Source organism: Pseudomonas sp. FIP_A4, assembly GCF_036701605.1.
In the GTDB taxonomy this organism is placed as follows: Bacteria; Pseudomonadota; Gammaproteobacteria; order Pseudomonadales; family Pseudomonadaceae; genus Stutzerimonas; species Stutzerimonas phenolilytica.
On record NZ_JAYDXP010000127.1, the window covers coordinates 517,038 to 542,716 of the forward strand.

The 25,679-nt window shown below is 66.3% G+C and carries 20 protein-coding genes; 13 read left to right on the forward strand and 7 right to left on the reverse strand.

All coding sequences use genetic code 11. The features are described 5' to 3' along the window. The first annotated feature begins 66 nt into the window (after nucleotides 1-66). The gene (locus U8L64_RS17795; protein WP_175415056.1) at nucleotides 67-237 is read left to right on the forward strand and encodes a hypothetical protein; all 171 of its coding nucleotides are present in this window, start codon (nucleotides 67-69) and stop codon (nucleotides 235-237) included. Between the two features lie 132 nt (nucleotides 238-369). After that, nucleotides 370-2,391: a methyl-accepting chemotaxis protein gene (locus U8L64_RS17800; protein WP_138300592.1), complete on the forward strand. Its 2,022-nt coding sequence runs from the start codon at nucleotides 370-372 to the stop codon at nucleotides 2,389-2,391. Nucleotides 2,392-2,452: 61 nt separating this feature from the next. Here the strand turns inward: U8L64_RS17800 and U8L64_RS17805 are convergent, their stop codons facing one another. The 4 genes from U8L64_RS17805 to U8L64_RS17820 form a co-directional block, all read right to left on the reverse strand. After that, nucleotides 2,453-3,055, reverse strand: coding sequence for a nitroreductase family protein (locus U8L64_RS17805; RefSeq protein ID WP_333398406.1), 603 nt, complete (start codon nucleotides 3,053-3,055; stop codon nucleotides 2,453-2,455). Nucleotides 3,056-3,217: 162 nt separating this feature from the next. Then, nucleotides 3,218-4,762 carry a phosphoenolpyruvate carboxykinase gene (locus U8L64_RS17810; protein ID WP_077682247.1) on the reverse strand — a complete coding sequence of 515 codons (1,545 nt, stop codon included), beginning with the start codon at nucleotides 4,760-4,762 and terminating at the stop codon, nucleotides 3,218-3,220. A gap of 156 nt (nucleotides 4,763-4,918) precedes the next feature. After that, nucleotides 4,919-5,806 (reverse strand): Hsp33 family molecular chaperone HslO, encoded by an 888-nt coding sequence (gene hslO / locus U8L64_RS17815; RefSeq protein ID WP_043295335.1) that lies wholly within the window; start codon nucleotides 5,804-5,806, stop codon nucleotides 4,919-4,921. A 122-nt stretch (nucleotides 5,807-5,928) separates the two neighbouring features. Continuing rightward, entirely contained in the window at nucleotides 5,929-6,324 is a 396-nt protein-coding gene (locus U8L64_RS17820; protein WP_008569433.1) for an RNA-binding S4 domain-containing protein, read from the reverse strand. Between the two features lie 90 nt (nucleotides 6,325-6,414). Between U8L64_RS17820 and rimB the strand changes: the two genes are divergently transcribed. Both rimB and rimK read left to right on the forward strand, forming a co-directional pair. After that, the gene (rimB, locus tag U8L64_RS17825; RefSeq protein WP_043295333.1) at nucleotides 6,415-6,882 is read left to right on the forward strand and encodes a retropepsin-like aspartic endopeptidase RimB; all 468 of its coding nucleotides are present in this window, start codon (nucleotides 6,415-6,417) and stop codon (nucleotides 6,880-6,882) included. Continuing rightward, complete coding sequence (gene rimK / locus U8L64_RS17830; protein WP_008569430.1) at nucleotides 6,879-7,784, forward strand: 30S ribosomal protein S6--L-glutamate ligase; 906 nt, start codon at nucleotides 6,879-6,881, stop codon at nucleotides 7,782-7,784. Before rimB ends, rimK begins: the two co-directional genes overlap by 4 nt. A gap of 35 nt (nucleotides 7,785-7,819) precedes the next feature. On the opposite strand, the gene U8L64_RS17835 is transcribed toward rimK, so the two are convergent. From U8L64_RS17835 to U8L64_RS17845, 3 genes are all read right to left on the reverse strand, one after another. Beyond that, nucleotides 7,820-9,139, reverse strand: coding sequence for an ATP-binding protein (locus U8L64_RS17835; RefSeq protein ID WP_054093975.1), 1,320 nt, complete (start codon nucleotides 9,137-9,139; stop codon nucleotides 7,820-7,822). A gap of 88 nt (nucleotides 9,140-9,227) precedes the next feature. Then, nucleotides 9,228-9,962, reverse strand: coding sequence for an osmolarity response regulator transcription factor OmpR (gene ompR, locus U8L64_RS17840; protein WP_043295331.1), 735 nt, complete (start codon nucleotides 9,960-9,962; stop codon nucleotides 9,228-9,230). A 114-nt stretch (nucleotides 9,963-10,076) separates the two neighbouring features. Continuing rightward, on the reverse strand, nucleotides 10,077-10,463 hold the full coding sequence (locus U8L64_RS17845; protein WP_333398638.1) for a diacylglycerol kinase: 387 nt from the start codon (nucleotides 10,461-10,463) through the stop codon (nucleotides 10,077-10,079). A gap of 217 nt (nucleotides 10,464-10,680) precedes the next feature. On the opposite strand from U8L64_RS17845, the gene bcsE reads away from it, so the two are divergent. The 9 genes from bcsE (at nucleotide 10,681) to U8L64_RS17890 (ending at nucleotide 25,677) form a co-directional block, all read left to right on the forward strand. Further along, the gene (gene bcsE / locus U8L64_RS17850) at nucleotides 10,681-12,216 is read left to right on the forward strand and encodes a cellulose biosynthesis protein BcsE (protein ID WP_333398407.1); all 1,536 of its coding nucleotides are present in this window, start codon (nucleotides 10,681-10,683) and stop codon (nucleotides 12,214-12,216) included. After that, nucleotides 12,213-12,395: a cellulose biosynthesis protein BcsF gene (gene bcsF, locus U8L64_RS17855; RefSeq protein ID WP_333398408.1), complete on the forward strand. Its 183-nt coding sequence runs from the start codon at nucleotides 12,213-12,215 to the stop codon at nucleotides 12,393-12,395. Before bcsE ends, bcsF begins: the two co-directional genes overlap by 4 nt. Then, nucleotides 12,392-14,017, forward strand: a complete 1,626-nt coding sequence (bcsG, locus tag U8L64_RS17860; protein WP_333398409.1) for a cellulose biosynthesis protein BcsG — start codon at nucleotides 12,392-12,394, stop codon at nucleotides 14,015-14,017. Before bcsF ends, bcsG begins: the two co-directional genes overlap by 4 nt. 7 nt (nucleotides 14,018-14,024) lie before the next feature. Next, nucleotides 14,025-14,258 (forward strand): cellulose biosynthesis protein BcsR, encoded by a 234-nt coding sequence (gene bcsR / locus U8L64_RS17865; protein WP_167134215.1) that lies wholly within the window; start codon nucleotides 14,025-14,027, stop codon nucleotides 14,256-14,258. Next, nucleotides 14,255-14,989: a cellulose biosynthesis protein BcsQ gene (bcsQ, locus tag U8L64_RS17870; protein WP_333398410.1), complete on the forward strand. Its 735-nt coding sequence runs from the start codon at nucleotides 14,255-14,257 to the stop codon at nucleotides 14,987-14,989. The genes bcsR and bcsQ overlap by 4 nt, the downstream gene beginning before the upstream one ends. Nucleotide 14,990: 1 nt before the next feature. Further along, the gene (bcsA, locus tag U8L64_RS17875) at nucleotides 14,991-17,588 is read left to right on the forward strand and encodes a UDP-forming cellulose synthase catalytic subunit (RefSeq protein WP_333398411.1); all 2,598 of its coding nucleotides are present in this window, start codon (nucleotides 14,991-14,993) and stop codon (nucleotides 17,586-17,588) included. Then, a complete protein-coding gene (gene bcsB, locus U8L64_RS17880; RefSeq protein ID WP_333398412.1) occupies nucleotides 17,585-19,798 on the forward strand; it encodes a cellulose biosynthesis cyclic di-GMP-binding regulatory protein BcsB in 2,214 nt (737 codons plus the stop codon). Before bcsA ends, bcsB begins: the two co-directional genes overlap by 4 nt. A gap of 5 nt (nucleotides 19,799-19,803) precedes the next feature. Further along, on the forward strand, nucleotides 19,804-23,265 hold the full coding sequence (gene bcsC, locus U8L64_RS17885) for a cellulose synthase complex outer membrane protein BcsC (protein WP_333398413.1): 3,462 nt from the start codon (nucleotides 19,804-19,806) through the stop codon (nucleotides 23,263-23,265). A gap of 96 nt (nucleotides 23,266-23,361) precedes the next feature. After that, nucleotides 23,362-25,677 (forward strand): Tex family protein, encoded by a 2,316-nt coding sequence (locus U8L64_RS17890; RefSeq protein WP_043295329.1) that lies wholly within the window; start codon nucleotides 23,362-23,364, stop codon nucleotides 25,675-25,677. The last annotated feature ends 2 nt before the right edge of the window (nucleotides 25,678-25,679 follow it).

The following is a 25,679-nucleotide window of genomic DNA, read 5'->3' on the forward strand; positions in this document are numbered from 1 at the left end:
CTTGACACTGTTTAATCTCTGCCACCGCCGCGGCCCCGCCGCTCCCGAGCTCAGCCGCCAGCCGTCATGGACCGCCACCGCCCTTGCGCCACTTCCGAAGCCTCGCCGCCACGCCGGTCGCGTGCGGGCGCGCTGGTTTCGCTGGGTTATATCCTCGGCCTGCTGCTGGTCTTCGGCCTCAGCCTCTATCTGCTGCCGGCACACACCGGGGTCGGCAAGCTCCTCTGGGGCAATTGAACCGGCAGAGCCCGACCGGCGGTAGCTACTTTGGTAGCAGCCACATAGTTGCATAGCCGCCCGCCTCGCATGCTCGTAACGTCGCCTTGAAAGCAGTGCATCCGTCCTGCAGCCCTCACGAGCGAAGCCGTCATGCTGTCAATTCTTCGATCCCGCTCCGGTGCCCGTCAGGGCGATGGTGTCACCAGCCTGCTCGGCAGCGCTGCGCAGTTGCCCGAGCAACTCGCGGCACTGCGCCTGGAGCCGACCTACATCGCCGGCTTCGTCTCGCCGCATGTCGATCTCGATGCGGTCGCGCGCCTGATCCGCCAGCGCTTCCCACAGGCGGTCATCAGCCTGTGCACCACCGCCGGCGAGCTGTCGAGCCAGAATACCCAGCTGTACTGCAGCACCGGCGCGCACTGGGATCGCGTGGCGCTGCAGCTGTTCGACGCGAGCGTGATCGCCGCCGCCGAGATCGTCCACGTACCGCTGGAATGCGAGGACATCCGCGGCCAGGGCACGCGCCTGAGCATGGCGCAACGCATCGCCCGGCTGACCGAGTCGCTGCGGCGGCTGCAGGTGAAGATGCCGATCGACTATCGCGACACCCTGGCGAACATCGTCTTCGACGGCCTCTCGGCGTCCGAATCGTTCTTCATGGAAGCACTCTACGAATCCGGCCGTTTCCCTTGCCTGTTCGTCGGCGGTTCGGCCGGCGGCAAGCTCGACTTCAAAGCCACCCAGCTGCATGACGGCACGCGCGCCTACCAGAACCATGCGCAGATCGTCTTCCTCAAATGCGCCCGCGACGTGCGCTTCGGCGTGTTCAAGAGCCAGAACTTCGAGCCGACCGCGCTCAGCCTCAGCGTCCTCAGCGCATCGCTGGAGGATCGCTACATCAGCCAGGTCGTTGACGCGCGCGGCAACATCCGATCGATGGTCGCCGCACTCTGCGAGGCGCTGCACTGTGCGCCGAGCGATCTGGAGGCGCGGCTGGCGGATTACTCCTTCGCCATCCGCGTGGGCGAGGAGGTGTTCGTGCGCTCGATCGCGCGAATCGATTTCGCCAACGAGCGCGTGCACCTGTTCTGCGATGTCGCCCCCGGCGAGGAACTGGTGATGGTCAAGCGCACACCACTGGTCGAAGCCACCCGCCGCGACTTTCAGCGCTTCATGCGCGACAAGCCCGGCCGACCGCTGGTCGGCATTCTCAACGACTGCATCCTGCGCCGGTTGAACAATGCCCAGGCGCTCGACGGCATGCACGCGGTCTTCGGCGACACGCCGGTGCTCGGCTACTCGACCTTCGGCGAGATCCTCGGGCTGAACCTGAACCAGACGCTGACGGCGGTATTCTTCTTCCGCACCAGCGATCAGGCGGCGTTTCGCGACGAATACACCGACAACTTCATCGCCTACCACGGCGAGTTCAAGGCGTTCTTCCTGCGCCGGCAGATCAAGAAACTCACCGGCCTGAGCCAAGTGGTGGTCAAGCAGATCGACCAGTTCAAGCGCCAGGACTACCACAGCAGCCTCGACATCAACGGCCTCGACGAGCACATCCGCCCGGTATTCCGCGGCCTCGCCGATCTCGGCGCGGTGCTGCTCGATGCCGACCGCCAGCGCCAGCACATGGCCGACCAGTTGAGCCAATGCGCGACCGACCTGCACGGCTCGATGGACGAATTGGCGCTGACCATCGACCAGCAGGCGCAGGTGATCGACCAGGCCGGCACGTCGGTCAGTCAGATGGTCGACCAGGCCGATGCGGTGGTCGGCAGCGCACGCGCCCTCGCGCAGTCGAGCCAGCGCATCCAGTCGGTGGTGCAGACCATCCAGCAGATCGCCGGACAGACCAACCTGCTGGCGCTGAACGCGGCGATCGAAGCCGCGCGCGCCGGCGAGATGGGCCGCGGCTTTGCCGTGGTCGCCGACGAGGTGCGCAAGCTGGCCGAGATCACCCGCCGGAACGCCGAGGAGATCGGCACCGACATCGACCGCCTGGCCGATGCGATACGTGCGGTGGCACAGCACATCGAGAGCCAGTCGGCGGACGTCGGCTCGCTGACCGATGTACTCCAGGCGCTGCAGAGCACCAGCGAGGCGACCGCCGGCACGTCGCGGCGGACCAAGGGCGTCGCCGACCATCTGCTCGGCCTGACCACCCACTGAGCTTCCCTTCTGCAACGAAAAAGGGCGTGCCAAGGCACGCCCTTTTTTACTTTCCGGCCGCTCAGAAGCGGTCGCGCACCACCAGCTCGTCGAACGGCAACTTGCCAACACGTGGCTTGGGTTCGACCGTACGCTTGCCCACCGCGACCATCAGGCCGATCACATGGTTGGGCGGCAGGTTGATCAACCGCGCCACGGCATCGAAATCGAAGCCGTCCATCGGGCAGGAATCCAGTCCCTTGCCACGCGCCGCCAGCATCAGGGTCTGCGCCAGCAGGCCGCAACTGCGCATGGTTTCGTCGCGCTGCACCTGCGGCTTGCCGCGGTAATAGTTGTCGATGGCCCCCGCCATATAGTCCTGCACTTGCTCCGGCGCACCCTCCCAGACCCGGCGCACATCCGCTTCCCAGCGGTCGAGCTTGGCGCAGACCACCACCAGCATCGAGGCATCGGTCATCTGCGCCTGGTTCCAGCCCACTTCGCGGATCTGCGCGCGCAGCGCCGGATCGCTGACTTCGACCAGTCGCACGTGCTGCAGGTTGAACGCCGAGGGCGCGTGCAGCGCCAGGCGCAGCAGCTCGTCTTTCTCCTCGCGGCTGAGCTGGAAGTCAGGATCGTAGGCTTTGATCGCACGGCGGCTCTGGATGGCTTCTTCGATGGTCATGGGCCTCTCCCAAGTCAAGAATGGCCGCCATGCTAGCGGTGCAGAATGATCGAAACCACCGGTACTTTCCGATCAAACCGATCGAACAAAACGATATTTTTCACAACGAACGCTCACGAAAAAGCCGCCCGCAGGCGGCTTTCTGGTACGGCAGATCGCAGCTTAGAGCTGCGGGCCAGCGTTCTTGATGGCGTCGGAGACGTCGAACTTCTTGAAGTTCTCGACGAACTTGCCGGCCAGCTCCTTGGCCGCCAGATCGTAGGCGCTCGGGTCGGCCCAGGTGTTGCGCGGGTTGAGCAGCTGAGTTTCGACGCCCGCGACGGCCTTCGGCACGTCCAGGTTGATGATCGGCAGGTGCTCGGTTTCGGCACCGACCAGCGCGCCGCTCTGGATCGCCGCGATCACCGCACGGGTGGTCGGGATGTTGAAGCGCTTGCCGACGCCGTAGCCACCGCCGGTCCAGCCGGTGTTGACCAGGTAGACCTTGGAGCCGAACGCGTTGATGCGCTTGATCAGCAGCTCAGCGTATTCGCCGGCCGGACGCGGGAAGAACGGAGCGCCGAAGCAGGTGGAGAAGGTCGACTTGATGCCGCTGCCCGAACCCATTTCGGTGGAGCCGACCAGCGCGGTGTAGCCGGACAGGAAGTGGTAGGCCGCCTGCTCGTTGTTGAGGATCGACACTGGCGGCAATACGCCGGTCAGGTCGCAGGTCAGGAAGATCACCGCTTTCGGCTCGCCGCCGAGGTTCTTCTCGGAACGCTTCTCGACGTGCTCCAGCGGGTAAGCGGCGCGGCTGTTCTGCGTCAGGCTGGCATCGGCGTAGTCGGGCAGGCGGGTCTGCTCGTTGAGCACGACGTTCTCCAGCACGGCGCCGAACTTGATGGCCTTCCAGATCACCGGCTCGTTCTTCTCGGACAGGTCGATGCACTTGGCATAGCAGCCGCCTTCGATGTTGAACACGCGACCCACGCCCCAGCCGTGCTCGTCGTCACCGATCAGGTAACGCGATTCGTCGGCCGACAGGGTGGTCTTGCCGGTGCCGGACAGGCCGAAGAACAGGGTAGTGTCGCCGTCTTCGCCGATGTTGGCAGCGCAGTGCATCGGTAGCACGTCGACGTCCGGCAGCAGGTAGTTCTGCACGGAGAACATGGCTTTCTTCATTTCACCGGCGTACTGCATGCCGGCGATCAGTACCTTCTTCTCGGCGAAGTTGATGATCACGCAGCCATCGGAATGGGTACCGTCGCGCTCCGGCTCGCACTGGAAGAACGGTGCGTTGAGAATGCGCCACTCGCTCTTGCCAGCCGGGTTGAAAGCGCTCGGTTCGATGAACAGGCAACGGCCGAACAGGTTGTGCCAGGCGGTTTCGGTGCTCATCTTCACCGGCAGGTAGTGCTCGGGATCGGCACCGACATGCACGTGGGAAACGAAGCTGTCACGCTCGCCGAGGTAGGCTTCGACGCGGTTCCACAGCGCCTCGAACTTGCCGGCCGGGAACGGGCGGTTGATCGGCCCCCAGGCGATGTGGTGCTGGGTGCTCGGCTCCTCGACGATGAAGCGGTCAGCCGGAGAACGACCTGTGCGGTGCCCGGTCTTAACCACCAGAGAGCCATTGGCAGCCAGCTCACCCTCACCGCGCTTAACGGCTTCTTCAATCAATTGCGCGATGCTGATGTCGGTGTACACGGCGTTGGTCGCTTGCGTCATGAGTGTCCCCGTCGGCCCTGGGCCGATTCCTCCATGCTGTTGTAGTGCACCAAACGGTGAACTACATCGAAAAAAGTGCGCGCGATTATGCCAGAAAACACGGCGCGCTGGGTATGAGCCCGTGATGGCCAAAAGGTTCACTGTGGCATCGCGCCATCAGTGACGGGTATCCGAGGCCGGCTGGGTGCCACCACCGGCGAACAGCTGGCCGATGTCGGCGGCATCGAAGACGTACCGTTCGTTGCAGAACTGGCAATCCACGGTGATGGTGCCGCCCTGCTCCTGCAGCAGCTGTTCGGCATCGTGCTGGCCGAGGCTGACCAGCGCATTGGCCGAGCGCTCGCGCGAGCAACTGCAGCGGAAGCGGATCGGCTGCGCCTCGAACAGCCGCAGCGGTTCCTCGTGGTAGAGCCGATGCAGCACCGTCTCGGTATCCAGCCCCAGCAGTTCCTCGGCGCTGAGCGTATCGGCCAGGGTGCGCAGGTGCTGCCAGCTGGCTTCGCGCTCTTCCGGATCGTGGATGCGGTCGGCCGGCAACTGCTGCAGCAGCAGGCCGCAGGCGCGGCGGCTGTCGGCGGCGAGCCAGAAACGGGTCGGCAGCTGCTCGGAGGCGGCGAAGTATTCCGACAGGCATGCGGCCAGGTCGACGCCTTCCAAGCCGACGATGCCCTGGTAGCGCTGGCCCTTGGCCGGATCGACGGTGATCGCCAACATGCCTTCGGGCATCAGCTCGCGCAGGGTTGCGTCCGGCGCGATCTGCTCGGCATGGTAACGGGCGATACCGCGCACCTCGCGGTCGCTGGAGCATTCGACCATCAGCAGCGGCACCGGCCCTTCGGAGCGCGCCTGCAGCGACAGCAGGCCGTCGAACTTCAGCGTGCCGACCAGCAGCGCCGCGGCAGCCAGCAGCTCGCCGAGCAGCTGGGCGACCGGCTCAGGGTAGGCGTGCTTAGCCAGCACGTGCTGGTAGCTTTCGGCGAGCGTGGCGGTTTCGCCGCGCACGTCGTTGTCGTCGAAGAGAAAGCGTTGGGTCTGGTCGGACATGCCGGATGCTCGCAAGGTGGCCGCGGAAAAAGTCGTGCATTTTACACGAAGCCCCGGCACCCCGAGGCACCCGCCGTCGATTCGGTGTGGACCGGCCGCGCAGCTCGCCGTTCCCTTGCCGTTCAGCCCTTGAACGCGCGCAGCAGCTCGATCTGCCGGCGCTGCTTCTTGCTCGGCCGGCCGTCGGTCTGCACGCCGAGCGCGCCGGCCTTGCGCTGCGCCGCCGCTTCTTCGCGGCGCGCCAGGCTGTCGGCGGTTTCCTCGTAGAGCAGCTGGGCCTGGGGCGCGCCACGGCGCACCGCCGACAGCTCGCGAATGATCACCGTGCGCTCGTCGAAGCCGATGCGGATCACCAGCTCGTCGCCGACCCGCGGCTCCTTGCCCGGCTTGCAGCGCTCGCCGCGACAGTGCACCTTGCCGCCCTCGATGGCTTCCTTGGCCAGCGCGCGGGTCTTGAAGAAGCGCGCGGCCCACAGCCACTTGTCCAGGCGCACCTTGTCGTCGTCTTTTTCGCTCATGTTCAACCTGCGTTTCGCCTTGTGGTCTCAGCCGTGTGCAGTTGTCATGCACCACGACTAGAATGCCCGCAAATCTCACGGATGCCACGCTTGGACTGTCTCGATCCCCACACGCTGATCGGCCTGCGCGAATGGGTCGCCCTGCCCGAACTGGGCGTGGTCGGCCTGCGCGCGAAGATCGATACCGGCGCCAGCACCTCGGCGCTGCACGCCACCGAGATCAGCGAATTCGAGCGTGACGGCCGGCCCTGGGTGCGTTTCACCGCGCATCTGGGCACGCTGGTCCAGCGCCGCCATCGCTGCGAGGCGCCGCTGGTGGCGCACAAGACGATCAAGAGCTCCAACGGCCAGGCGCAGACGCGTTACGTGGTGCGCACCCTGCTGGCGCTCGGCGACCATGTCTGGCCGGTCGAATTCACCCTGACCTGCCGCAAGACCATGCGCTACCGCCTGCTGCTCGGCTCCAAGGCGCTGGTCGACGGGCAGTGGCTGATCGATCCGTCGCGCTCTTACATCCAGGACAAACCCCAGGTTCTCACTTCCCCCGGTGCCCAATGAAAATCGCCGTGCTGTCGCGCAATCCGCGCCTGTATTCCACTCATCGCCTGGTCGAAGCCGGCCAGCAGCGTGGCCATGAGGTGGTGGTGATCGACACCCTGCGCGCCTACATGAACATCGCCAGCCACAAACCGCAGATTCATTACCGCGGCAAGCCGCTGGAGGGATTCGACGCGGTGATCCCGCGCATCGGTGCCTCGGTGACCTTCTACGGCTGCGCGGTGCTGCGCCAGTTCGAGATGCAGGGCGTGTTTCCGCTCAACGAATCGGTGGCCATCGCCCGCTCGCGCGACAAGCTGCGCGCGCTGCAGCTGCTGTCGCGGCGCGGCGTCGGCCTGCCGGTGACCGGCTTCGCCCACTCGCCCGACGACATCCCCGACCTGATCCAGATGGTCAACGGCGCGCCGCTGGTGATCAAAGTGCTCGAGGGCACCCAGGGCATCGGCGTGGTGCTGTGCGAGACCGAGAAGGCCGCCGAATCGGTGATCGAGGCGTTCATGGGCCTCAAGCAGGACATCATGGTGCAGGAGTACATCAAGGAGGCCGGCGGCGCGGACATCCGCTGCTTCGTCGTCGGCGACAAGGTGATCGCCTCGATGAAGCGCCAGGCCAAGCCCGGCGAATTCCGCTCCAACCTGCATCGTGGCGGTACCGCCAGCCTGATCAAGATCACCCCGGAAGAACGCATGACCGCGATCCGCGCCGCCAAGGTGATGGGCCTGAACGTGGCCGGCGTCGACATCCTGCGCTCCAACCACGGCCCGCTGGTGATGGAGGTCAACTCTTCGCCGGGCCTGGCCGGCATCGAGGAAACCACCGGCAAGGACGTTGCCGGGCTGATCATCGAGTACCTGGAAAAGAACGGCGGCCCGCACCTGACCCGCACCAAGGGCAAGGGCTGAAAGCCGCGCGCTGACAGCCGGCGGCGCACTCGACATCAGGTTTTTATCGCGTCCCTCGGCAGCAGCAGCCCCAGCGGCAGGCTGACCCGCGCCTCCAGGCCGCCACCCTCGCGGTTGCGCAGCTCGACGATGCCGCCGTGCTGGTTGGCGATGCGCTTGACGATCGCCAACCCCAGGCCGGAGCCCTTGCCACCGCGCGCGCGGTCGCCGCGGATGAACGGGTTGAAGATACCTTCCAGCTCGCTGGGCGCGATGCCCGGGCCGCGGTCGAGCACACTGAGCACCACGTATGGCGCATTGCTGTCACCGGTTACCGAGGCGGCGACCTCCACGCCTTCGCCGCCGTAGCGCCGGGCGTTCTCGATCAGGTTGACCAGCAGGCGCTTGATCGACACGCGGCGCAGCGCCAGTTCCGGCATCGGCTCGACGCACAGGCGCACCGACTCCTCATGCTGGTTGTATGGCGCTACTACCTCGCGGATCAGCTCGCCCAGGTCGAGCTTCTCCACCGGCTCGTCGCTGCCGTCACGGACGAAGGCGAGGAACTGGTCGAGAATCGCGTCCATGTCCTCGACGTCACGGATCATGTCCTCGGTCAGCTCGTCGTCGCCAGCCATCAGCTCCAGCGACAGGCGCAGGCGCGTCAGCGGCGTTCGCAGATCATGCGACACCCCGGCGAGCATCAGCTCGCGCTCGCGCCCGGCCTGCTCGACGTCCTCGGCCATCTGGTTGAACGCGCGATACACCTCGGTCATCTCGCTCGGCGTATCGCCGATCGGCAGGCGCACGCTGCGACCCTTGCCGATCTGCCGCGCGGCGTAGACCAGCCGCTTGAGCGGCAGGTTGAGCTGGTTGACGAAGATCCACGCCGCCGCCGTCGACAGCAAACCGATGCCGAGGAACCAGCCGAGCACGCTCCAGATGCGCTGGCCGCGTAGCGGATAGGCATACAGCGGCACCCGCACCCAGTCCGCGCCGAGCTCCGGCGCGCGCACCCAGATCGCGGTGGACGGCTGGATACGCACCCGTACCTCGGTCTCGGCGCCCAGCTCGGCGCGCATCTGCCGCTGGAAGATGTCGGTGTAGGGCCAGTGGTATTCGCCGCGCGGTACCTGCAGCTCCGGCACCGTCTGCAGACCGGCGGCGCGACCGATGCGTGCGCGGTCGGCAGCGTCCGCCGCCCAGTAGGCTCGCAGCGTCAGCGCCGCGCCGTGGCTGTACTGGCGGTCCACCAGCACGTCCTCGTTGGCCATCAGGTAGAACAGCGTCAGCACCTTGGAGAACAGCACCACCACCAGCACCATCCACAGGGTGCGGGCGAAGAAGCTTTGCGGGAACCACAGCGGCGCTTTCACCCGCGACGAGCCTCGCGCCGCGCGCTGCCAGTGGACGCGCAGGCCGCCCGCGTCACCTGCCGCCTGCCGCCTGCGTGAAGCGCGAATGTCACTTGTTGCCGTCCGGCACGAACACGTAGCCCACGCCCCACACGGTCTGAATGTAGCGCGGCTTGGACGGATCGGGTTCGATCAGCCGACGCAGGCGCGAGATCTGCACGTCGATGGATCGCTCCAGCGCGTCCCACTCGCGACCACGGGCGAGGTTCATCAGCTTGTCGCGTGTCAGCGGCTCGCGGGCGTGCTGCACCAGCGCCTTGAGCACGGCGAACTCGCCGGTGGTGAGCATGTGCACCTGATCGCCGCGCGTCAGCTCGCGGGTCGCCAGCGACAGCTGGTAATCGCCGAAGGTGACGATCTCCTCCTCGCTGCCCGGCGCGCCCGGCACCTGCGGCGTCTGCCGGCGCAGCACGGCGCGGATGCGCGCCAGCAGCTCGCGCGGATTGAACGGCTTGGCCAGGTAATCGTCGGCGCCCTGCTCCAGACCCTGGATGCGGCTGGCCTCGTCGCCCTTGGCGGTGAGCATGATGATCGGAATCTGGTTGTTGCTCTCGCGCAGGCGCTGGCAGGCCGACAGACCATCCTCGCCGGGCATCATCAGATCGAGCACCACCAGCTGGAACAGCTCGCGGCTGAGCAGGCGGTCCATCTGCTCGGTGTTCTCCACGGTCCGCACGCGGTAGCCCTGCTCGTCGAGAAAGCGCTCGAGCAGGCGTCGCAGACGGGCGTCATCATCGACGATGAGGATCTTTTCACCTTCGTTGGCGGACGCAGTGCTGCTCATGGGAACTCCCGGATTTATTGACGGCGCATTATTGCGCAGTGTGATTCGGCCCTACTGACAGCCATTGTTAGCAGATTTTTCGCGCGGCCGTCCTGCCCGCGCGCCGCACACACTTCAGAGCAGAACCGCAAGCCAGACGACGGCGATGGAAACCAGCCCGGCCAACTGAGCGGCACTGCCCAGATCCTTCGCGCGCTTCGACAACGGATGGATTTCCAGCGAAACCCGATCGACCACCGCTTCGATGGCCGAATTCACCAGTTCGATCGCGAGCGACATCAGCACAGGAAGGACCAGCAGGGCGCGCTCCACCGGCGTGCCGCCAACCATGAAAGCGACGGGGATAAGCACGCAGGCAAGAAGGCTCAGCTGACGAAAAGCCGCCTCATGCCGCCAGGCCGCGGCGAGGCCAGCAAGCGAATAGCCGGCCGCCTTGGCGACGCGCCCGAGACCTGATTTGCTCTTGAGGGCAGACGCGTCATTGGTCGTTTCGATTGTCATCTTTCCATCCGCTCGTTCGGGGTGCTGATCCGGCTCGTGACCGGCCATCGACACCTTCTGTCGAATCCCAAAGGCCCTTGATATCATATTGATATCAATTAAGGACGATTCAGTTTCCGACGGACAGTTAGATGGCTGTTTAAAGCGCGTCAGCACCTGGCCGACACGCTGCTCCCGGACGCTACTGATCGCGCCAGAAACCGCCACAGGTGACTTCTTGCTTCTCTTCCAAAACCAACAGATCCCGGACTCGCCCGGACTGGACGGGATCGAATGGCCGTTTCTCGCGCTCAATGACGGACGCCTGCACTGGATCATGGCGGAAAAAGCCAGCGATGCAGCGCTACTGACCCGTCAGGTCGTGGGGAACATGGAAGCCAGCCGGCGGGCAGCGATGATATCGGACGACACCCGCCAGCGGCGAGTGCTGACCGAGCTACCGGCTGACGCAGGTCCTGCCGAGCTGCTGGTCCTGACCCTGGCACCCGGGCACTTCGCCGCAATGCTGAAACGCCTGGAGTCCGAGCTGGATCGCGCAGGCAACATGCGCGGCCGGCTGATCCTGCTCAATCTTCCCACCCAGACCTGGGAGCGTCTTGCGCAGCCGAGACTCGCAGCCTGGCTGGCGCGAGTCGGCGCCTGGTTGCTCGAGCGTCGCGCGACGCTGCTGATCATCAGCGACGGCCTCAGCGACGCGCTGAGCGAGCCGTTGCACACGCTCAGCCATTGTCTGGCCGGCATCGCCTCGCTGAGCCAGACCCCCTCCGGCACTCGCCTGTACGTGCACCACTGGCAGAGCGAACGTGGGATGACCAGCGCGCGCCAGCTTGCCCTCCGCCACCGGGACGACGGTTTCCAACTGAGCGCCTCCGGGGAGCTCGGCGAGCTGCTCGAGCATCCGGACCAGGGGCGCTTCTACGCGGAGCGCAGCGTGCTGGAAGGAGCGCACAACCTTTCCACGCAGTGGCGGCTGTTCGAGAACAGCGCAGCCCTTGTACAGCATGCCGAAAGCGCCAGGGCTGCCAGCATCCTGTTCGCCATCACCGATAACGAACAGGTCGAAGAACTGGCCCACCGGATCAACCGCCTGCGCCGCGTCTGCGGCAATCAGCTGAAACTGATCATCCGCGAAATGGCGCCCTGTCTGCGCTATCGCGACGAGCAGTTACTGCTCGCCGGCGGTGCCACGCTGGTCGTGCCTTTCGGCACCCTGTTGCCCCGTTTTTTGACCATGATCGAGAGCGTGCAGGGGCACATCTGGCAGCGCCAGCTGAGCGACATCGACAGCAGCCTGGACAAGCTCAAACCGCTCCCCCTGCGTGGCCAGCAGAGCCCGCGCGCCTTCGCCGAAGCCGTTCGGGAAATGTGGGCCGGCAGCGCAACGGGCGAGATCGTTCACCAGCTGGTGCGCCTGCAGCCCGTGCCCGGCCTGAGCCTGGAGCAGGTGCTCAGTCAGACCCATCTGCGGCGCAACGGCGACATCGCCTGCATCGCCGACAAAGCCCTGTTGCTGTTTCTCTTCGCCTGCCGTGCGGAATCGCTCGAAGCGGCACTGGACAACATCTTCGGCGTCGCCTGGCAGGAGCTGTTTCTCGGCCTCGAACAGCTGACCGAGCTCGACGCCCTGTCCGGCCCCAGCTTCCAGGAACAGGCCCTGTGGTCGCCCGGCCATGAGGCGGCGAACAACGAACCTGCGCCGGGCCGCCGGCTGCAACCGCGCCCCCTGACCCTTGCACTGGTGGCTCGACCATGACGCTGGAGCAGCTTCTCGAGGTCGCCAGCCTGTTCCTGATGATCGGCATCGGTATCGGCTGGCTGCTGACCCGGTACAGCCGTCCGGCCCTGCGCGCACTCGACCGGATGCTTCCGCCCCGCTACCTGAAAAGAACCGCAGTGCGTCGTCGCGCCATGGGGTCGGGAGACAAGCCATGAATGCGCCGGAGCGACTCAGCCTATCCGCACCCACGGCCGCCTGCTGGCCGGGACTGGGCGTGTGGAATCTGTACTTCCTGCTCAAGTTCCTGCTGCTGGGCCTTGGCCTGCTGAACTTGCAGCCGCTGCCGAATCTGGTTTTCGCCGCGTTTCTCGTCGTGCCCCTTGCGGGTGCTCCGTGGCGCATCGTGCGCCAGCTGATCGCGATCCCCCTGGGGGTTGCGCTGCTCTATCACGACACCTGGCTCCCGCCCTTCGAGCGGCTGCTGGCACAGCCCGGTGTGCTGGATTTCACCCCGGCCTATCTGCTGGATCTCGCCGGGCGCTTCGTCGACTGGACCGTGCTCGGCCTGTGCGCGCTGCTGGTGATTGGCTACAGCTATGCAGCGAGCTGGATTCGCCTGTCCACGGTCTGCCTGGGCGGCCTGATCTGGTTGAATCTGGCCAGCACACCGCTGCTGTTCGCACCGCCCAATGCAGACGCCGCCAGCGCCGTGGCGCCAGCAACCGGCAGCCCGGTGCGGCCGGTTCAGGACAACGTCGACCTGGACACCTGGCTGGACAGCTTCTTCCGCACCGAGGCCACGCGCCGGACGCAGTTCCCCCTGCGCAGCGAACAAACCGCGGCGTTCGACGTGCTGTTCATCAATGTCTGCTCGCTGGCCTGGGACGACCTGGACGCGGTCGAACTACGCGACAACGCGCTGCTCAAGCGCATGGACGTCATCTTCGATCGCTTCAACTCCGCCACCTCCTATAGCGGCCCGGCGGCAATCCGCTTGCTGCGCGCCAGCTGCGGCCAGCCCCGCCATCAGGCGCTGTACGAGCCGGCGCCGGAGCAATGCCTGCTGTTCCAGAACCTGGCCAATCTAGGCTTCCAGGCCGCAACACTGATGAACCACAACGGCAAGTTCGACGGCTTCGCCGGGGAAATCGAAGCCCAGGGCATGCCCCAGCCAACGCTGACGAGCCAGAACTTCTCGCGCGCGCTGGCAGGCTTCGACGGCTCGCCGATCGCCAGGGATTTCGACGTACTCAACGGCTGGTGGGAGCGTCGTCAGGCATTGCCGCAGCCCCAGGTCAGCCTCTTCTACAACAGCATCAGCCTGCACGACGGTAACCGCATCGTCGGCGCGGAGGGCAATGCCCAATCGGCGGAGTACCGGCCACGGGCACAGCGGCTGCTGGATGACCTCAACCGCTTCATCGACGAACTGGAGCGCAGCGGTCGGCCGGTTGCCTTGCTGCTGGTGCCCGAGCACGGCGCCGCCCTGCACGGCGACCGCATGCAGATCGCCGGCATGCGCGAGATACCACGTCCCTCCATCACCCAGGTGCCCGTCGGGCTGAAGCTGATCGGGATGGGCGCGCCCCGCGAGGCGCAGCCCGTGCATATCCAGCAACCAACGAGTTTCCTCGCGCTTTCCGAGCTGGTTTCCCGGCTCTACGCCGCCCGCCAACAGGCCAGCACACCGGACCTGAACGCACTGATCGCCGACCTGCCGCAGACCGAGCTGGTCTCCGAAACCGCTGGCGCGCAGGTGATCGAGCGCGCGGGAAAACCTTACGTACGTCTCAGCGGCCAGACCATCTGGCTGCCTTACCCCAATCGGTTCGAGTAGCACGCATATGGAAACGCTGGCCCTGGCGTCGCAGCAGGACGATGTCGACAACCTGAAACGCCACCTGGGCATGCCGAAACTCGGCTATCAGGACATCTCCGCGGCGCTGGAGCTGGACAAGGCCGTGCAGCGCTGGCCGCTGCTGAGCGAGCTGTCTGTCATCAGCCACCTGAATAGCGCGCTTGAGAGCGTCTCGCTCGAGAACGCCAGCGCGGCCGGCGTCAGTCGGCGTCCGGCATGAAGCAGCTCGTGCTGCGCGGCATGCGCGGCGGAATCGGCGCCACCTCGCTCTTGGCCGGGCTCGGCCTCGCCCTGCATGACCAGGGCGAGCGGGTCCTGCTGGTCGACCTCAGCCCGGACAACATGCTGCGCCTGCATTTCAACGTCGACGTCGCCCATGCATCCGGCTGGGCACGCGCGCAGCTGGATGCCACGCCCTGGTACGAGACCGCCCTGGAGTTGCTGCCGGGCCTGCACCTGCTGCCGTACGGCCAGTTGCGCGCCACGGAGATATCCCACGTCGAAGGCCAGCTCTGTGCGGATTCGAGCTGCTGGGCGCAGCGCTGTGACCTGATTGCACACGCCTACGACTGGGTGCTGTTCGATCTGCCGCAGCGTCTGCCCGGCCATCGCTTCGCCGTGTCGCAAGCGCAGCGGGCCGATGTGCTGATCGACCTGGCCACACCGGACCCGGGTTGCCACGTGCTGCTGCAGCAGCGGCCGCGGCCCGACGCCGATCTGCTGTTGGTCAACCGCTTCAACCCGGCAAGCCAGCTGCAACGCGACCTGCTGATGCTCTGGCGCAGCCAGCCGACGAGCAACCGTCAGCCGCAGCTGATCCATGAGGACGAAGCATTGCCGGAGGCGTTGGCGCACAAGCTGCCGATCGGCCATTACGCACCGCGGAGCCAGGCGGCCAGCGACCTGCGGAGCCTGGCGATCTGGTGTCTGGCCCAGCGAGCGACGTGCTGACATGCCCAATCCGCTGAGCTACTACCAGTACCTGCGCTATCAGCGTGGCGCGGGCCCTCTCGCCGCGCTGAGCTGGCTGGTCGCCTACATGGCGGCCTGGTTGCTGCTGCGCCTGGATGCCCCTGGCTGGCAGTGGGTGATGGCCGAACGCCGCAGGCTATATCCGCACATATCGGGCAAGCGCCCCAGCGCCGGCGACCCGCTGCGGATCGTCATCCAGAGCATCTGGCTGCTCGTCGCCCGCGCTCCCAGGGCGACGCCGGCACGCTCGCTGAGCAGCAGGCTGCGCTCGGCATCACAGCGACTGCGCAGCGTCGCGCAAAAGCTGCCCAGGCCGCCGCGCATGAAGCAACAGCACGTGTCCGGACTGCCCGGCTTACGCAGCGCCGAGGCCCGCGTCGGGCGAGTCGAACGCTGGCTGGCCACCTTATCGAAACCCGTGCGATACACCTTCAGCATCGCCATCGGCGCGCTGGCCATCCTGCTCGGCATCCTCTGCATCACCGAGCCGTTCGGCTACACGGCGCAGATCATCTTCGTCCTGCTGCTCTGGGGCCTGGCCCTGCTGGTCAGGCGCATCCCCGGACGCTTCGCGGTGCTGATGCTAATCGTGCTGTCGGCGATCATTTCCTGCCGCTATTTGTGGTGGCGCTACACTGCCACGCTGCACTGGGATTCCTATTTCGACCTTTTCTGCGGCATCGTCCTGCTCGCGGCGGAAACCTACTCCTGGGTCGTGCTAATCCTCGGTTACGTGCAGACCTGCTGGCCGCTCGATCGCAAGCCTGCGCCACTGCCGGAAGATAGCAGCAGCTGGCCGTCGGTCGACCTTTTCATCCCGACCTACAACGAGGACCTCTCGGTCGTGCGCACCACGGTGCTCGCGGCGCTGGGCCTGGACTGGCCACGCGACAAGCTGCACGTGTACATCTGCGATGACGGCCGCCGGGACAGTTTCAAGCAGTTCGCCGAGGAAGTCGGCGTGGGCTACATCGTCCGCCCGGACAACCAGCACGCCAAGGCAGGCAACCTCAACCATGCGCTGACCGTGACCCACAGCGAGCTGATCGCCATCTTCGACTGCGACCACATACCCGTGCGTTCCTTTCTCCAAGTCACCACGGGATGGTTCCTGCGCGACCCGAAACTGGCGCTGGTGCAGACGCCGCACCACTTCTTCTCGCCCGACCCGTTCGAACGCAACCTGGGATCCTTCCGCCGCAAGCCCAACGAAGGCGAGCTGTTCTACGGCCTGGTGCAGAACGGCAACGACATGTGGAACGCCTCGTTCTTCTGCGGATCCTGCGCCGTGCTGCGCCGCGACGCAGTGGAAAGCATCGGTGGATTCGCCGTGGAAACCGTCACCGAAGATGCCCACACGGCGCTGCGCCTGCATCGTGCCGGTTGGAATTCCGCCTACCTGGGCACGCCGCAGGCGGCGGGCCTGGCCACCGAGAGCCTTTCGGCGCATATCGGCCAGCGGATACGCTGGGCACGCGGCATGGCGCAGATCTTCCGCACCGACAACCCGCTGCTCGGTCCGGGCCTGACGATCTTCCAGCGCCTCTGCTACGCCAATGCGATGCTGCATTTTCTCGCGGGCCTGCCCCGCCTGATCTACCTGACGGCACCGCTCGCGTTTCTCCTGCTGCACGCCTACATCATCTACGCGCCGGCGCTGATGATCGTGCTCTACGTGCTGCCGCACATGATTCACGCCAGCCTGACCAACGCCAGGATGCAGGGCGAGTACCGGCATTCGTTCTGGGGCGAGGTGTACGAGACGGTACTGGCCTGGTACATCGCGCGGCCCACCACGGTGGCGCTGTTCAACCCGGGCAAGGGCAAGTTCAACGTCACGGCCAAAGGCGGGCTGATCGATCACGATCAGTTCGACTGGCGCATCGCGCGCCCCTACCTGGTTCTGGCGGCCTTGAACGTGGCCGGTCTCGGATTCGCTGTCTGGCGCCTGTTCACCGGTCCGGTCAGTGAAATCGGCACGGTTCTGGTCAGCTCCGCCTGGGTCATCTACAACCTGCTCATCATCGGCGCCGCGGTGGCCGTCGCATCCGAAGTCCGGCAGATCCGTCGCGCCCACCGTGTCATGGCCCAGCTGCCGGCCTCGCTCAAGCTCGCCGACGGTCACGCCTACCCCTGCACGCTGCTGGACTTCGCCGAAGGCGGTGCGGGCCTGCAGATCCCGCCGGGGCTGAAGGTGGACATGGATCAGCCGGTCTCCCTGATCCTTCAGCGCGGGGATCGCTCGTTCATGTTTCCTGGTCAAGCCTCCCGGCAGATCGGCGAGCGCCTGGGTATCCGCCTCGACAACCTCGACCTCGCGCAGCAGATCGACCTGGTCCAGTGCACCTTCGCCCGGGCCGACGTCTGGCTGAACCGCCATCAGGATTTCGAGACGGACCGGCCGCTGCACAGCTTCATCGAAGTGCTGCGTATCGGCGGACGCGGCTACCACCGCCTCTACGAACAACTGCCGAGCGTCCTGAGCAGACCCCTTCGCCCGCTTCTTCGGTTAGCCGCCTGGCTACTGAGCTATTGCCCTCGTACTCCAGCCTCTAAATCCCTGGTAACCCCGTCATGATCACCCGAACCTATTCCCGGACGCTGCTCACCGCCTTGCTGTGGGCATTCAGCGCTGCCGCCTTCGCTGAGCCGAGCCTCGACGCCGACAGCACGCCGCCGAGCTGGAACTCCAGTCGCAGCTTCAGCGACCTGGGCCGTCCCCGCGACCAGTTGCTGCTTGGCATACGCAACGCGGAGCAGGTCGAGTTCCGCCTGCGTCATGACCGGATCGCCACCGCCGCCACCCTGCACCTGGACTACACGCCATCGCCGGCGCTGATCCCGGTGCTGTCGCACCTGCGCGTGTACCTGAACGATGAGCTGATGGGCGCGCTGCCCATCACCCAGGAGCAGATCGGCCAGCGTGTTCGTCAAGAGCTGGCCCTGGACCCGCGCCTGCTGGGCGATTTCAACCGGGTGCGAATCGAATTCGTCGGCCACTACAGCGATGTCTGCGAAGACCCCGCGCACAGCGGCCTGTGGCTGAACCTGGGTCGTCAGAGCCGGGTCAGCCTGCATGAACAGGCGTTGGACGTCACCGGCGACCTGGCCTGGTTCCCGCTGCCCTTCTTCGACGAGCGCGACACCCAGCAGCTCAATCTGCCGGTCGTCTTCACCGGCACGCCTACCCTTGGCGAGCAGCGGGCCGCAGGCATTCTCTCGTCCTATTTCGGCAGCCTGGCCGCCTGGCGAAGCGCGACCTTCCCGGTGTTGTTCGATGCCCTGCCGTCGACGCAGGAGCGTCCGCAACCTGCGCTGGTGTTCGCCACCAACGACCGTCGTCCGTCGTTCCTCGCCGAGCATCCAGCGGCGGAAGGGCCGACCGTCGAACTGATCGACCATCCTCAGGACCGCTACAGCAAGCTGCTGCTGATTACCGGCCGTAACGACGACGATCTGGTGGTCGCGGCGACGGCGCTGGCACTGGATCGCGGCCAGCTGCGCGGAAATCGGGTTCGCCTGGAACAGGTCGAACCGCCGGCACGCAAGCCTTACGACGCCCCCAACTGGATTCGCACCGACCGCGCAGTCCAGCTTTCGGAGCTGATCGACTACCCGCAACAGCTGCAGGTCAGCGGCCTTCAGCCTTATCCCATCACGCTGGACATCAACCTGCCGCCGGACCTGTTCGTCTGGCGCAACCAGGGCATCCCGCTGCAGACGCGCTATCGCTATACGCCGCCGGTGACGACGGACGAGTCCCGCCTGAACATCAGCGTCAACGACCAGTACATCAGCAGCATCCCCCTGCAGGGCAGCGACAGCCGCAGCAGCGTGGAAAACCTGCGCCTAACCGTTCTTGCCTCGGACTCCACCGCCGAAAGCGAAAAGCTGCTGGTGCCTGCGCTGAAGATGGGTATGCGCAACAAAGTGCGCTTCGAATTCAACTTCGCCAGCAAACTGGGCAATGCCCAGCGCGATCGCTGCCAGACCTACCTGCCGACCAACATCCAGGCCGCCATCGACGAGCAATCGACGATCGACCTGTCGGGCTATCACCACTACATGGCCATGCCCGACCTGAAGGCCTTCTCGCGCAGCGGCTTCCCCTTCAGCCGGATGGCTGATCTTTCCGAGACCCTGGTGCTGACCTCGGCCCAGCCCGACGAGGCGCAGGTCGGCACCCTGCTCGATACCCTTGCGCTGATCGGTTCTCATACCGGCTACCCGGCATTCGGCGCGCGCATCACCGACAACTGGAAGTCCGCGGCGCAGGCCGACGCCGACCTGTTGCTGCTGGGCCCTCTGCCCAATGAGCTGGTCAACGACGCCTCCCTGCCGTTCCTGCTCGAATCGCCACGCAGCTGGTTGCAGCACGGTGCGGCCGAGCAATCCGCCGGCGGCAAGCTGGGCATGAGCGCCAACGGCCCGCTGGCGGCGGTCGTCGGTCAGCAGTCTCCGTTCCACGCCCAGCGCAGCCTTGTCGCACTGCTCGCCTCGACACCGGCGGATTACGACCTGTTGCGCGACGCCCTGACCGACTCGGGCAAGCAGGAAGCCTTCGCTGGCGCCGTTACCCTGATTCGCACCAGCGGCGTCAGCAGCCATGTCGTCGGCAAACCCTACTATGTGGGCACGCTGCCCTGGTGGCTGCTGCTGTGGTTCCACCTTTCCGCGCACCCGGTGCTGCTGGCGTTTTTGGCCGCAGCCAGTGTCGTGCTGTTCGCCATCGTGCTGTGGCGAGCCTTGCGCTGGGCTGCCCGGCGCCGCCTGAGCGATGCCGGGTAAGCGCGATGCACAAGGCCCCGCTTCTACTGCTCGCCGCACTGCTACCGATCTTGAGTCACGCCGAGGTCCCGACGGACCGCGCCGAGCAGACCCAGTGGTTGCTCGCCCAGGTGCGCGCGGCCGAGGCCGTCAACCGTGACGAGCTGGTTCGTGACGCGCTGACACGCCTGCAACGTGTCGCGCCCGGCCATACGCAGGCGACGCTGGCGCAGATGCGGCTCGCCCTGCGCCAGCGCGACCTGCCGCAGCTGGCGACGCTGCAGCAGAACCTGCAGCAGACCGCTGCCGGTAGCGAGGCCGAGCGCACCGGGCGGGTGCTCGTCGAACTGAGCAGTGAAGCCGGCCAACAGCGCCTGCAGCAGGCCCGTCTGGCAGCCCTGGCCGGCCGGCCGGATGACGCGCTGCAGGGCTTCAAAGCCCTCTATGGCGACCAGCCACCGACACTGGAACTGGCCGTCGAATACTGGCGCCTGCGCAGCGCCCAGCCGGGGCAGCGCACGTCGGCGATCGGTGCGTTGCGCCGCCTGGACGACGAGTACCCGGGCAACCCCCAGCTACGCCAGTTGCTGGCGAATCTGCTGTTTGCCGATGGGCAGGACAAGGCGGCGCTGGCATTGCTGGCCGAGTTGGGCCGAAACCCGGTGGCGACCGATGCCGCGGCACAGCGGGAGTTCGAGTACCTGGCTACCAGGCGGATCGACGACAACGGACCCAAGGCCTGGAAGGCCTTTCTCGAGCGCTATCCGAACGGGCGCTTCGCCGGTGACGCCCGGCAACACCTGGAGCGGCAGCAGCGGCTGCTCGCCGACCCGCTCTGGCGGGCTGGCCAAGAGGGCCTGCGCTTGCTCGATCAGGGCCAGGACGAAGCCGCGGAAGCCAAACTCCGCCAGGCCTTGCGCGGCTACCCGAAGGACCCCGAACTGCTCGGCGGCCTGGGCCTTGCCCTCATGCGCCCCGGTCACCGCCCGGAAGCCCTGGTGTACTTCCAGCGCGCCAAGGACAACGAGGCGGACATCGACAACCTGAGCAAGTGGAGCGACCTGATCGACTCGACCCGCTACTGGCTCGCCCTCGAGCAGGCCGACCAGGCGCTGGAACAACAGCGGCCCCGCGAAGCGGCGGCGCTGTATACCCGTGCGCTCAGGCAACAACCCGATAGCATCTTCGCCGCGCTCGGTCTGGCCCAGGTCGCCGAAGCCGAAGGCCGCACCGACGAAGCCGAAGCCGCCTATCGCCGCCTGCTTGCGCGTGACCCGGCCAACGGCGGCGCGATCCGCGGGCTGGTGCGCCTCTATCGAGCAGAATCCGCGGAGCGTGCGCTGGCATTCATCGAAACCCTTGCTGCGCCCCAGCGCCAGGAATTCAACGAACTGCGCAATGCTTTGCTCCTGGCTCGCTATCAGCTCCAGGCCGACCAGGCACTGGAGCGCGGCGACCAGGCTGCAGCGAGCGAGGCACTGCGCCAGGCTCGCAGGCTCGACCCGAACGACCCCTGGCTGACCTACCGGCTGGCCAATTCGCTACGTACGCAGGGCGCCTTCTACGAGGCGGACAGCACCTTCGATGACTTGCTCGCGCGCAAGCCCGCTGATCCGACCACACGCTATGCACATGCGCTCTATCTCGCCGCGGCCGAACGCGACGCCCAGGCCCTGACCAGCCTGCAACAGATCCCCGCGAGCGACTGGAACGATGACATCCGCACGCTTGCGGCGCGTGTCGAGCGGCGCGAATTCATGTCGCGTGTAGCCAAGCTGCGCGCGGCGGGGCGAGAAACCGCGGCGGCCGATCTGATGCAGCAGCGCCTGCGCAGCCATGGAGACTCGGTGGACGACCTCCTGCTGCTGGCCGACTGGGCGGTGGAGCGCGGCGAGCCAGCCGCAGCACAGTCCTATCTGGCACGCGCGCTGCGCATCGATCCGGAACACGCCGCGGCACGACTCGCCCAGATCGAGCTGCTGCTCGCCACGGGACAGGTGAACGAAGCCAGCCAGGCCCTGCATGACGCACCGCCACAGTTCGGCAACGATGAGCCGAACGCCATTCGGCGCCTGGCCAACAGCTGGGCGGCGGTCGGCGAAGTGGCAAAGGCCCGGCAGATGCTCGAGCAGCTGGAGGCTCAGGTCGAGGAGCCGGACCCGCTGCTGCGCCGCGATACGGCACGCCTGCTGGCCAGGACCGAGCCGGACCGTGCGATGGCTTACTACCGCAAGGCCATGGTCGATGCCGAACTGATGCCGGAAGGCGCGAGCGACGCCGATCTGACCCAGGCTACCCGTGAGAACGAGACGGACGACTGGCTGATCCGCAGCCTGCGCAACGATGTGGCGAACCTGCACCAGCAGCAGGATGTCACCGTGACGCTGCTGCATGACCATGGCTGGCGCAACGACGACGGCACCCCGGGCATCTCCGAACTGCTGACCGACACGACGCTGCTACACGTGGAATGGCCGGCAGCCAATGGGCGCAGCTTTGTTCGCGCCGAGCGACTGGCGCTGGATGCCGGCACGCTCGAAGACGATGCCCCCTTTGGCGCCTGCGCGTTCGTCGATGGCAAATGCGCCGGCAAGCGCCAGCAGGCCGAAGCGGCGCTGCTGGCCGGCGGTTGGGGTGACGAACGCTGGGAAGCCGATCTGGGCCTGACCCAGGGTTTCGAGATCAACAACTTCTACGGTGGCATCACCGGCCGGGGCGACGCCGGGCCTTTCGGTCTGTCGCTCAGCGCGTCGCGCCGACCGATGAGCAACTCGCTGCTGTCCTACGGCGGCAGTCGCGACCCGGTGACCGGCGAACAATGGGGTGCGGTGACCGCAAACGGTAGCAGCCTTGGCTTGAGCTGGGACCAGGGTGGCGCCCATGGCGTCTGGGCCTCGCTGGGCTACCACTGGCTGCTTGGCGACAACGTCGCGCGCAACAATCGCACCACGGCGATGACCGGCTATTACTACAAGCTGGCCGACACCCCCAGCGAGCGCGTGCGCACCGGTCTGACCCTTATCCACTTCGGTTACGACAAGGACCTGAGCGGCTACACCCTCGGCCAGGGCGGCTACTGGAGCCCGCAGGCCTACAACTCCATCGGCGTGCCGGTGAGCTACGCCTGGCGTAACGAAGACTGGTCCGTACTGCTGGAAAGCAGCGTCGGCTGGTCCGTGTCGCAAAGCGATGGCGGCCCCGACTACCCGCTCGGTTCGCAACGGCGCCGGCTGCAAGCGAGCGATGCAGACATCGCTAACGGCGCAAGCGAAAGCTCCACCAGTCGCGGCATCAGCTATCGCCTGCAGGGTTTGTTCGAACGGCGCCTCAGCGATCATCTCGTGCTGGGCGGCGGCGTAAGCCTGCTGCACAGCGAAGACTATGCGCCAAGCCGCGCGCTGCTCTACCTGCGCTACAACCTGGCGCCGTGGCGCGGCGACCTGCCGCTGCCGGTAGAGCCCTTGACGCCCTACGCGGACTTCCGCTGAGGAAGCCGTCGGCTGACCGACCCAGCTGAAGCGCTCTCAGTTACACTTGCGCGCTTTTCTGGCCGGCCGGCCGTCATCCCGCCCGCAGGACATCACATGGACAGCATTAACTCCCGTATCGCCAACGAGCTGGGCGTGCGCCCGCAACAAGTAGCCGCCGCCGTCGCGCTGCTCGACGAGGGCTCCACCGTGCCCTTCATCGCCCGTTACCGCAAGGAAGTCACCGGCAGCCTCGACGATACCCAGCTGCGCAATCTGGAGGAGCGCCTGCGCTACCTGCGCGAGCTGGACGAGCGTCGCGTCTCGATCCTCGCCAGCATCGAGGAACAAGGCAAGCTGACCCCCGAGCTCAAGCGCGAGATCGACCTCGCCGACACCAAGACCCGCCTCGAAGACCTCTACCTGCCCTACAAGCAGAAGCGCCGCACCAAGGGCCAGATCGCCCTGGAAGCCGGTCTCGGCGAACTGGCCGATGCGCTGTTCGGCAACCCGGACCTTACGCCAGAGCAAGAAGCCGAGCGCTTCGTCGACGCCGAGAAGGGCTTTGCCGATGTGAAAGCCGTGCTCGAAGGCGCCAAGTACATCCTCATGGAGCGCTTCGCCGAAGACGCCGACCTGCTGGCCAAGCTGCGCGAGTTCCTCAAGCACAACGCCACCCTCAGCGCCCGCGTGGTGCCGGGCAAGGAAAGCGAAGGCGCCAAGTTCAGCGACTATTTCGAACACGACGAGGTGCTGAAGAACACCCCGTCGCACCGCGCGCTGGCGATCTTCCGCGGCCGCAACGAAGGCATCCTCAGCGTCAGCCTCAAGGTCGGTGACGAGACCCCGGGCAGCATGCACCCGGGCGAAGGCATGATCGGCGAGCGCTTCGGCATCGCCAACCGCGGTCGCGCCGCCGACAAGTGGCTGGGCGAAGTGGTGCGCTGGACCTGGAAGGTCAAGCTCTACACCCATCTGGAAACCGATCTGCTCGGTGAGCTGCGCGACAAAGCCGAAGACGAGGCCATCTCGGTGTTCGCCCGCAACCTGCACGACCTTCTGCTCGCCGCCCCGGCCGGCCCGCGTGCGACGCTGGCGCTCGACCCGGGCCTGCGCACCGGCTGCAAGGTCGCGGTGGTCGACGCCACCGGCAAGCTGCTGGAAACCGCCACCGTCTACCCGCACGCACCGCGCAACGACTGGGACGGCACTCTGGCGATCCTCGCCAAGCTGTGCGCCAAGCATGCGGTCGACCTGATCGCCATCGGCAACGGCACCGCCAGCCGCGAGTCGGACAAGCTGGCCGGCGAGCTGATCAAGAAAGTACCCGGTCTCAAGCTCACCAAGATCATGGTCAGCGAAGCCGGCGCCTCGGTGTATTCGGCCTCGGAGCTCGCCGCCCGGGAATTCCCCGATCTGGACGTGTCCCTGCGCGGTGCCGTCTCCATCGCCCGCCGCCTGCAGGATCCGCTGGCCGAGCTGGTGAAGATCGACCCGAAATCCATCGGCGTCGGCCAGTACCAGCACGACGTGTCCCAGCTCAAGCTGGCGCGCTCGCTGGATGCGGTGGTGGAGGATTGCGTGAACGCCGTCGGCGTCGACGTGAATACCGCTTCCGCCGCCCTGCTGGCGCGCATCTCCGGGCTCAACGGCACCCTGGCGCAGAACATCGTCGCCTACCGCGATGCCAACGGTGCGTTCAAGTCGCGCAGCGAGCTGAAGAAGGTGCCGCGCCTGGGCGACAAGACCTTCGAGCAGGCCGCCGGCTTCCTGCGCGTGATGAACGGTGACAACCCGCTGGACGCCTCCGCGGTGCACCCGGAAACCTACCCGCTGGTCAAGCGCATCGCCGCCGACACCGGCCGCGACATCCGCTCACTGATCGGCGATTCGGCGTTCCTCAAGCGCCTGGACCCGGCGAAGTTCACCGACGAAACCTTCGGCCTGCCGACCGTCACCGACATCCTCAGCGAACTGGACAAGCCGGGCCGCGACCCGCGCCCGGAGTTCAAGACCGCCGAGTTCCAGGACGGCGTCGAGACGCTGGCCGATCTCAAGCCCGGCATGGTGCTGGAGGGCGTAGTGACCAACGTGACCAACTTCGGCGCCTTCGTCGACATCGGCGTGCATCAGGACGGCCTGGTGCACGTGTCGGCGCTCTCCGAGAAGTTCGTCAAGGACCCGTATGAGGTGGTCAAGGCCGGTGACATCGTCAAGGTCAAGGTCATGGAAGTGGACATCCCGCGCCAGCGCGTCGGCCTGTCCATGCGCATGAGCGATACCCCAGGCGAGAAGACCGACGGCCCGCGCGGCGGCAGCAAGCCACGCGGCAACGCCCCGCGCAGCGAACGCCACGCCCGGGAAGACAAGCCCGCGCCGGCCAACGCGGCGATGGCCGCGCTGTTCGCCAACGCCAAGCAGCTGAGGAAATAAGC

What these genes read in the sequence shown, in the direction of transcription:
- hslO (WP_043295335.1), bottom strand. Translation starts at nt 5,806, where the DNA reads ATGTCCGACCAGACCCAACGCTTTCTCTTCGACGACAACGACGTGCGC.
- bcsG (WP_333398409.1), top strand. Translation starts at nt 12,392, where the DNA reads ATGAATGCGCCGGAGCGACTCAGCCTATCCGCACCCACGGCCGCCTGC.
- bcsB (WP_333398412.1), top strand. Translation starts at nt 17,585, where the DNA reads ATGATCACCCGAACCTATTCCCGGACGCTGCTCACCGCCTTGCTGTGG.
- bcsC (WP_333398413.1), top strand. Translation starts at nt 19,804, where the DNA reads ATGCACAAGGCCCCGCTTCTACTGCTCGCCGCACTGCTACCGATCTTG.
- rimK (WP_008569430.1), top strand. Translation starts at nt 6,879, where the DNA reads ATGAAAATCGCCGTGCTGTCGCGCAATCCGCGCCTGTATTCCACTCAT.
- U8L64_RS17890 (WP_043295329.1), top strand. Translation starts at nt 23,362, where the DNA reads ATGGACAGCATTAACTCCCGTATCGCCAACGAGCTGGGCGTGCGCCCG.
- U8L64_RS17820 (WP_008569433.1), bottom strand. Translation starts at nt 6,324, where the DNA reads ATGAGCGAAAAAGACGACGACAAGGTGCGCCTGGACAAGTGGCTGTGG.
- ompR (WP_043295331.1), bottom strand. Translation starts at nt 9,962, where the DNA reads ATGAGCAGCACTGCGTCCGCCAACGAAGGTGAAAAGATCCTCATCGTC.
- bcsR (WP_167134215.1), top strand. Translation starts at nt 14,025, where the DNA reads ATGGAAACGCTGGCCCTGGCGTCGCAGCAGGACGATGTCGACAACCTG.
- U8L64_RS17800 (WP_138300592.1), top strand. Translation starts at nt 370, where the DNA reads ATGCTGTCAATTCTTCGATCCCGCTCCGGTGCCCGTCAGGGCGATGGT.
- bcsQ (WP_333398410.1), top strand. Translation starts at nt 14,255, where the DNA reads ATGAAGCAGCTCGTGCTGCGCGGCATGCGCGGCGGAATCGGCGCCACC.
- U8L64_RS17795 (WP_175415056.1), top strand. Translation starts at nt 67, where the DNA reads ATGGACCGCCACCGCCCTTGCGCCACTTCCGAAGCCTCGCCGCCACGC.
- U8L64_RS17805 (WP_333398406.1), bottom strand. Translation starts at nt 3,055, where the DNA reads ATGACCATCGAAGAAGCCATCCAGAGCCGCCGTGCGATCAAAGCCTAC.
- U8L64_RS17810 (WP_077682247.1), bottom strand. Translation starts at nt 4,762, where the DNA reads ATGACGCAAGCGACCAACGCCGTGTACACCGACATCAGCATCGCGCAA.
- bcsF (WP_333398408.1), top strand. Translation starts at nt 12,213, where the DNA reads ATGACGCTGGAGCAGCTTCTCGAGGTCGCCAGCCTGTTCCTGATGATC.
- U8L64_RS17845 (WP_333398638.1), bottom strand. Translation starts at nt 10,463, where the DNA reads ATGACAATCGAAACGACCAATGACGCGTCTGCCCTCAAGAGCAAATCA.
- bcsA (WP_333398411.1), top strand. Translation starts at nt 14,991, where the DNA reads ATGCCCAATCCGCTGAGCTACTACCAGTACCTGCGCTATCAGCGTGGC.